The 6,553-nt window shown below is 33.6% G+C and carries 7 protein-coding genes; 4 read left to right on the top strand and 3 right to left on the bottom strand.

Annotated elements, in window-relative coordinates:
• Positions 1-76: 76 nt before the first annotated feature.
• Positions 77-1,198 (bottom strand): ABC transporter permease, encoded by a 1,122-nt coding sequence (locus tag HNR32_RS11230; RefSeq protein WP_183862700.1) that lies wholly within the window; start codon positions 1,196-1,198, stop codon positions 77-79.
• Positions 1,195-2,955: an ABC transporter ATP-binding protein gene (locus HNR32_RS11225; protein ID WP_231038059.1), complete on the bottom strand. Its 1,761-nt coding sequence runs from the start codon at positions 2,953-2,955 to the stop codon at positions 1,195-1,197. Before HNR32_RS11225 ends, HNR32_RS11230 begins: the two co-directional genes overlap by 4 nt.
• A gap of 138 nt (positions 2,956-3,093) precedes the next feature.
• On the opposite strand from HNR32_RS11225, the gene HNR32_RS11220 reads away from it, so the two are divergent.
• Positions 3,094-3,963 carry a LysR family transcriptional regulator gene (locus HNR32_RS11220; RefSeq protein WP_183862698.1) on the top strand — a complete coding sequence of 290 codons (870 nt, stop codon included), beginning with the start codon at positions 3,094-3,096 and terminating at the stop codon, positions 3,961-3,963.
• Positions 3,964-4,059: 96 nt separating this feature from the next.
• On the opposite strand, the gene HNR32_RS11215 is transcribed toward HNR32_RS11220, so the two are convergent.
• Positions 4,060-4,272 (bottom strand): hypothetical protein, encoded by a 213-nt coding sequence (locus tag HNR32_RS11215; RefSeq protein WP_183862696.1) that lies wholly within the window; start codon positions 4,270-4,272, stop codon positions 4,060-4,062.
• Positions 4,273-4,472: 200 nt separating this feature from the next.
• Here HNR32_RS11215 and HNR32_RS11210 point away from each other — a divergent pair, with 200 nt between their 5' ends.
• The 3 genes from HNR32_RS11210 (at position 4,473) to HNR32_RS11200 (ending at position 6,466) form a co-directional block, all read left to right on the top strand.
• Positions 4,473-4,967 (top strand): hypothetical protein, encoded by a 495-nt coding sequence (locus tag HNR32_RS11210; protein ID WP_183862694.1) that lies wholly within the window; start codon positions 4,473-4,475, stop codon positions 4,965-4,967.
• A gap of 276 nt (positions 4,968-5,243) precedes the next feature.
• Positions 5,244-5,768, top strand: a complete 525-nt coding sequence (locus HNR32_RS11205) for a TlpA family protein disulfide reductase (RefSeq protein WP_183862692.1) — start codon at positions 5,244-5,246, stop codon at positions 5,766-5,768.
• Positions 5,768-6,466, top strand: a complete 699-nt coding sequence (locus tag HNR32_RS11200; protein WP_183862690.1) for a cytochrome c biogenesis CcdA family protein — start codon at positions 5,768-5,770, stop codon at positions 6,464-6,466. Before HNR32_RS11205 ends, HNR32_RS11200 begins: the two co-directional genes overlap by 1 nt.
• The last annotated feature ends 87 nt before the right edge of the window (positions 6,467-6,553 follow it).

The following is a 6,553-nucleotide window of genomic DNA, read 5'->3' as shown; positions in this document are numbered from 1 at the left end:
CTTTAGGAGTTTCCAGCATTTCAAGCAGTATTGGATTGGTCTTTTGCCAATCTCTATATGCATATTTCTATACATACTAACTAGTTTGGTCGCCTAACTCACGACTAAAGTCACGAGTGTGCGGCTCCCATTTAATCAATGGTTTTTCTTTATCATAAGAAAAATAAACATTTTCAAACTTTATCTGCCCATTATAATGCTGTTTTTGACCTATAGCAGTATTGTCTTCTTCCTCCACTAGGTCAAGAATATAGAAAATACGTTTAGCCGATGCCGCAGCGCTTTGCAGCTGTGTAAAAACACTTGTAATATCATTGAATGGTTTGCCAAAAAGACTGGAATAAATTAAAAAACTGGCAATATCACCAACTGTTATTTGTCCGGTTATAACCAGTACACTGCCTGATATTCCTACTAGAGTATAAGTTATATTATTAACCAGCCGTGTTGATGGATTAGTTAACGAACCAAAAAATTGGGCACGAAATCCTTTTTGGTATAACTTTTGATTAAGATCATTGAATTTATCAAATGATTTATCTTCATAAGTAAATGCTTTTATAATATTTTGTCCGGCAATAGCTTCTTCGGCGTAGCCATTTACTAATCCTAAATATGTAGCCTGCGCCTTAAATAAATTTTGTGTCTTTCTAGTAATAAAACGTGCCATAAAATATGTGCAAATAGCAGATGCTATAACAATAACCGTCATTATCTTGTTTATATAAAGCATAAAAGCAATAGCGCCAATAATGGTAATAATCCCTGTCAATAAATTGGCAATTCCCTGAACCATCCCATCAGAAATTGTATCAACATCATTAACAAATCGACTTACAATATCACCATGCGAATTATGATCATAAAATTTTATTGCTAATTTATGAATCTTGCTAAATAATTGATGGCGCAGCATATTTGCTGTTCTATAGGATATTTCATTCGTACAATATGTCAAAGTCCAATTAAAAAAGCTGTTTAAAATATAAATAATCGATAATAATTTTAATATATTAAAAACTGTATAAAAATCCACATGATTAATGCCAATCATTGCATTTACACTATGTCCAATATATAATGGACCTAATAAACTTGTAATTACACTGATTACTGCTGAAATTATTGATATAACTAAATATTTATAATGTATTGTTAAATATTTTATACAGCGATTTAAAACAGAAGTCTCTTTCATGCATATGCCTCCTCAGAAGAAAGCTGTGATAAGCAAATTTCCTTATACACAGGGCACTTATCCATTAAATTAAGATGTGTATCATAGCCAACCATCTCACCGTCGTTAAATACTAAAATTTTATCAGCATATTTTATCGAGCTGGCACGCTGGGATACTATAATGGTAGTGGTTTCCTTATAATATTTTTTTATTGAATTTCGTACAGCAGCATCTGTTGCAAAATCAAGTGCACTGGTAGAATCATCTAAAATCAATATGTCCGGATTAGTTATAAGCGCACGTGCTATGGTCAATCGCTGTTTTTGTCCGCCGGAAAAATTCAATCCACCCCGCTCAACCATAGTTTTATAGCCTGCCGGCAGTTCATCAATAAAATTATCTGCCTGAGCAGCTTTGCAGGCAGCTACTATTTCTTTTTGTGTCGCTGCCGCATTGCCCCAGCGTAAATTTTCTTCTATAGTGCCTGTAAATAACAGCGCCTTTTGCGGAACTATACCAAACTTTTTACGCAAAGATTTAATTGACCATTCTTTGATATCAAGCCCAGCCACCAGTATAGATCCTTCTGTGCTGTCATAAAATCGCGGCAGTAAATTAACAAAGGTGGATTTACCTGAACCAGTGCTGCCAATAATTCCCACCGTCTCACCTGGTTTTATATTTAAATTAATATTGGCTATTGCCATATCACTGCTAGAGTTATAACGAAATGATACATTTTTCATCTCAATAATATTAGCAGTTTCTTTATTTAATGCCGTTGCCATATTTTCTGTCATTGAAATTGGCAAAGAGGATTCTGTCGATAAAACTTCTGTAACACGTACAGCCGAAGCATATGCTTTGGTAAAAATTATAACTAAATTAGAAATAACAATAAGTGCCAATAAAATTTGTGTTATATAATTAGAAAAAGCAATTATTTCACCTTTGCCAAGAATGCCTTTATTTATATGGAAGCTTCCCTGCCAAAGAATCAATATAATTACGGTATTCATAACAAAGCTTGTTAACGGATTAAGCAATGCGGACACATGTCCAATTTTTAGTGATGTACTAGTCAAATCGTCATTAGCAGTATAAAAACGTTTCTTTTCTTTTTTGCTGTTGGAAAAAGCACGGATTACACGTATGCCTGCCAAATTCTCCCTTAACACCGAGCCTATTTTATCGAGCTTATTTTGATAAGTCCTATAAAGTTTAGAAGAACGCTTAATGATAAAATATAATATTATGGCAAAAATTGGCGCAGCACTTAATAATATTAAAGATAATTTAAAATCAAGTATCATGGACATCGCTATCGCCCCAATACAAATAAACGGGGTGCGTACAACTAGGCGAATCATCATAGCAACCGCCAATTGCAGTTGATTTATATCATTAGTCAATCTATTTGTTAATGACGCGGTTCCAAATTTATCCAATTCCTTGTGCGACAATGATTGAATATGTTTAAAAACCTCATTGCGTAATGCTGTCCCAAATCCCTGTGACGCCTGGGCTGCAAAATATTGACAGATAAGTGCACAAGAAAAACCCATAACAGCCATAATAAGCATATAGCCGCCTCGCTGCAGAATATACGAAAGATCATGCTTAGCAATACCATTGTTTATAACATAAACCATCATAGTTGGCAGCAATAGCTCCAGTATCGCTTCAAATAATTTAAAAATCGGACCGAGCAGACATTCTTTTTTATAGTCTTTTAAAAAGAACACTAGCTTAAACAAAATAATCATACCTTTCATATAAGAAATTATCCATATTATAATCACTACTAAATTAAACCAACAATTTTGTACTGTGTGATTATAACATGTATATATACATATGAAAAATATTTTATTTATCTATTATGTATATGAAAAAAGTATAGGAGAATATATATGGATATAAGACAATTAAAATACTTTTTAACAATAACCGAAGAAGGACAAATTACAGCAGCTGCGAAAAAATTAAAAATGGCGCAGCCGCCTTTAAGCCAGCAAATGAAGTTACTGGAAAACGAACTTGGTATAACTTTATTTGAACGCGGTCCTAGGCAAATTCAAGTTACTGATGCCGGTAAAATTCTAGCTAACAGGGCACGGCAAATATTAGAATTATCTGATTCCACCGTAAAAGAAATAGATGATTTTAAACGCGGCTGCAAAGGTACATTAACCATAGGAACCGTTTCTTCATCTGGTAATATCCTTTTAAATAAAGGCATTGAAAAATTTCACAAAGAATACAGCGATATAAATTTTGAAATTCACGAAGGAAACACCTATGCTCTTATAGATTTATTAACAAAAGGAATTATTGAAGTAGGAATTGTGCGTACCCCCTTCAACAACAAACGGTTTAATTGCAGTTATGCTAAGCAGGAACCCATGGTAGCAGCAATGACTGCTACCTATGATTGGGATGTTGCTAAAAAAGAGATCACTGTTGATGAACTAAAAAACCGTCCACTTATTATTTACCGACGGTTTAATAAGCTTATATATGAAGTATGTGAATCGTACAGTTTTAAACCAACGGTATATTGTAAAAACGATGATGCCAGGACTACTATTTTATGGGCTAATGCCGGACACGGTATTGCTATTGTTCCCTATTCAGCGATAACGCTGGCGGCGCATAATAATCTGCATGTAAAAATAATCAAAGAAGAAAAACTTTCAACGAGAATAACCCTAATTTGGATGAAAAATCGCTATCTGTCGCTTTTAGCCAAAAATTTTATAGACTATTTTAATATCCAATAATAATATTCTGCATAAAAACAAACCGATTTACTATATACAAAAAACAAAATAGTGCTGCCATTTATCCGGCAGCACTATTTACATTATTATCTAAAATTAACGGTCACGTTCCCAATGTCCATCAATCCAATGACCGTGGTCATTATGTCCATTAACCCAATGTTGGTGTGGTCTTTGTTCATGATGCGGTGGTGGAGGTGCTGGTTCATCATGTGGATTAGCTGATGCGATTGTAGCTCCAAACAAACCAATTGCCATAAAACCTGCTAAGACAAAAGCTGTAATTTTTTTCTTTTTTGATTTTATCATGTAATGTACTCTCCATTTACAAAATATTTACCATCTGCATCTAGAATACCACATTGATTATATATATTTGTGACATATTTATGATATTTTTATGTCTTATTATCTAATAAGATTCTTTTGCCATAAAAAAGGATATTCTTTTTTTCTGTATAATTTATATCTTTAGTGGATATTTTATATTAACGAAAGAAGGTATTAACATGAATTGGTTCAAAAAATTACTATGCCCCACATCTTTATGTAAGCTGGCATTAGCTGCCATTCTAGGAATATCCTGTCTAACGGCAACAGTATCTGCTGCTTCTACCGAACAAACCCCTAATAATTTTTATAACCATCATTCAGCCTATATGAACGGTGGCGGCTGGGGACCATACAATATGCCTATGATGCGCGGTTACTGGGATGCGGATAATATCAACATGGCCGGCAACTGGCAGGTAGAATATCCTATTTCTGCCGAATCCATCAGTATTTTTAAGGAATCACTAAAAGACATCAACAATGGTTATACTTATAAACCAATTGCCGTTGCCAAACAAGTTATTAACGGTATGAACTATATCTATATTGCAATAGCTAAACCTACTGCTTCAAACGACAATGCTGCTGAACAAATAGTCAAAATTCACATTATAGCAACGCCTGCCGGTACTGCTCCCAAAGTAATGCGTATTATGCCAGTTACGCCTTAACATCTGTTAGTCAAAATTTAATAAAAAAACTAAAAGAAAAAGACCACCCAATTTTAAAAAGCGTTTCAATGTACTTTCATCCCTTCTTTTTAGATTTAATAAAACAAATTTTTTAATTGCTCAGTAATTATATATTAACCATAATTTATTTGTCAATCAGATAATAATAATAGCATAACTATTATTATTATGATAATTATTTTTCTTTACATCCAACAATTATCCATGGTAAAATAAATCGCTTAATATTGCTAATCAAGGAGAATACACATTAACATGAAATCACGTAAAATTATTTTAGGATTATCCGTAATTATATTAATTGGCGCTTATTTCTTTGTATCCAATAATCATGTACACAAAGAAAACAAAGAAGGCGTAACCCCTGGAATGACTGCCCCAATAATCACCGTAAAGGATATGAATGGCAATGATGTTATGCTCAATGCTGCTAAAGAGAAAAAGGTTCTTGTCCTTAATTTTTGGGCAACATGGTGTCCACCCTGCCAAGAGGAAATGCCTGAATTAGAGCAATTCTATAAAAAATATGGTAATAAAGTCAAATTTGTTGCTATTGATGTACAGGAATCACCTGAAACAATAAATCAATTTTTCAAAGACAATGGCTATACCTACCCTACTTATACTGATTTAACTGGCAATATCTCACAAATTTTTAATATAACAGGTATTCCTACTACTATCGTAATTGATACAGAAGGAACGATTATTGAACGTATTACAGGCGGCACTAGTTTCAACGAACTTGAATCCCTTATCCATAAAGCTGGCGTTAAATAATGGCAGTAGATAATATTACGGCAATCAGTATTTTTTTTGCAGGCATATTATCATTTTTTTCCCCTTGCGTATTACCAATGCTGCCCATCTATTCCTTGATGCTGGCTGAATCTGTAGATGGCCAAAAGAAAAATCCCTGGAATATTTATATCAACAGTATTTGTTTTTTATGCGGTTTTACTCTTATTTTTTTACTAATGGGCGCAACAGCATCTTTTCTTGGTCAATACTTCTTAAATTATCAAAATGAATTCCGCAAAGCTGGTGCTATAATAATATTTTTTATGGGTTTAGCCCTCACTGGTATTTTAAGCACCTCCTTATTAGGACGGGAATTCAGACCATTTCTAGGACATAAATTTCGCGGTCCGCTGGGTTCTTTTTTGCTTGGCATAGCTTTTACCACTGGCTGGACCCCTTGTATTAGTCCTATACTTGCAACTATTCTTGTTTATGCGGGACGAACTGCAACGATGGAAACAGGTGTATTATTTTTATTAATCTATTCAATGGGCTTTTCTATCCCATTTTTTTTAATCACTACTATTCTACGAAAATTCCTGCCCAAAATGCGCTGGCTATATAGATATTTACCACTAATTCAAAAAATTATTGGCTATACACTTATCGTTTTAAGCATTCTTTTATGGCTGAATATGATTAGTAAAATAATCGGCTTGATATACCGCATTATATAATATCTTACTACTACTATTTTCATTTGCCCGAAATTAGTTAAAGCCTTAGCATTAATTTTGCTAAGGCTTTAATTAATTTCGGGCTGT

Origin of the sequence: Pectinatus brassicae, assembly GCF_014201835.1 — a bacterium.
GTDB classification, from domain to species: Bacteria; Bacillota; Negativicutes; order Selenomonadales; family Selenomonadaceae; genus Pectinatus; species Pectinatus brassicae.
Note: the sequence above shows the minus strand (reverse complement) of the source record. Positions and strands in the feature narration are given on the sequence as shown.

Bases quoted from the DNA above. Each gene is read 5' to 3' on its own strand.
- HNR32_RS11210 (WP_183862694.1), top strand. From the start codon at position 4,473: ATGAATTGGTTCAAAAAATTACTATGCCCCACATCTTTATGTAAGCTG.
- HNR32_RS11230 (WP_183862700.1), bottom strand. From the start codon at position 1,198: ATGAAAGAGACTTCTGTTTTAAATCGCTGTATAAAATATTTAACAATA.
- HNR32_RS11225 (WP_231038059.1), bottom strand. From the start codon at position 2,955: ATGAAAGGTATGATTATTTTGTTTAAGCTAGTGTTCTTTTTAAAAGAC.
- HNR32_RS11200 (WP_183862690.1), top strand. From the start codon at position 5,768: ATGGCAGTAGATAATATTACGGCAATCAGTATTTTTTTTGCAGGCATA.
- HNR32_RS11220 (WP_183862698.1), top strand. From the start codon at position 3,094: ATGGATATAAGACAATTAAAATACTTTTTAACAATAACCGAAGAAGGA.
- HNR32_RS11205 (WP_183862692.1), top strand. From the start codon at position 5,244: ATGAAATCACGTAAAATTATTTTAGGATTATCCGTAATTATATTAATT.
- HNR32_RS11215 (WP_183862696.1), bottom strand. From the start codon at position 4,272: ATGATAAAATCAAAAAAGAAAAAAATTACAGCTTTTGTCTTAGCAGGT.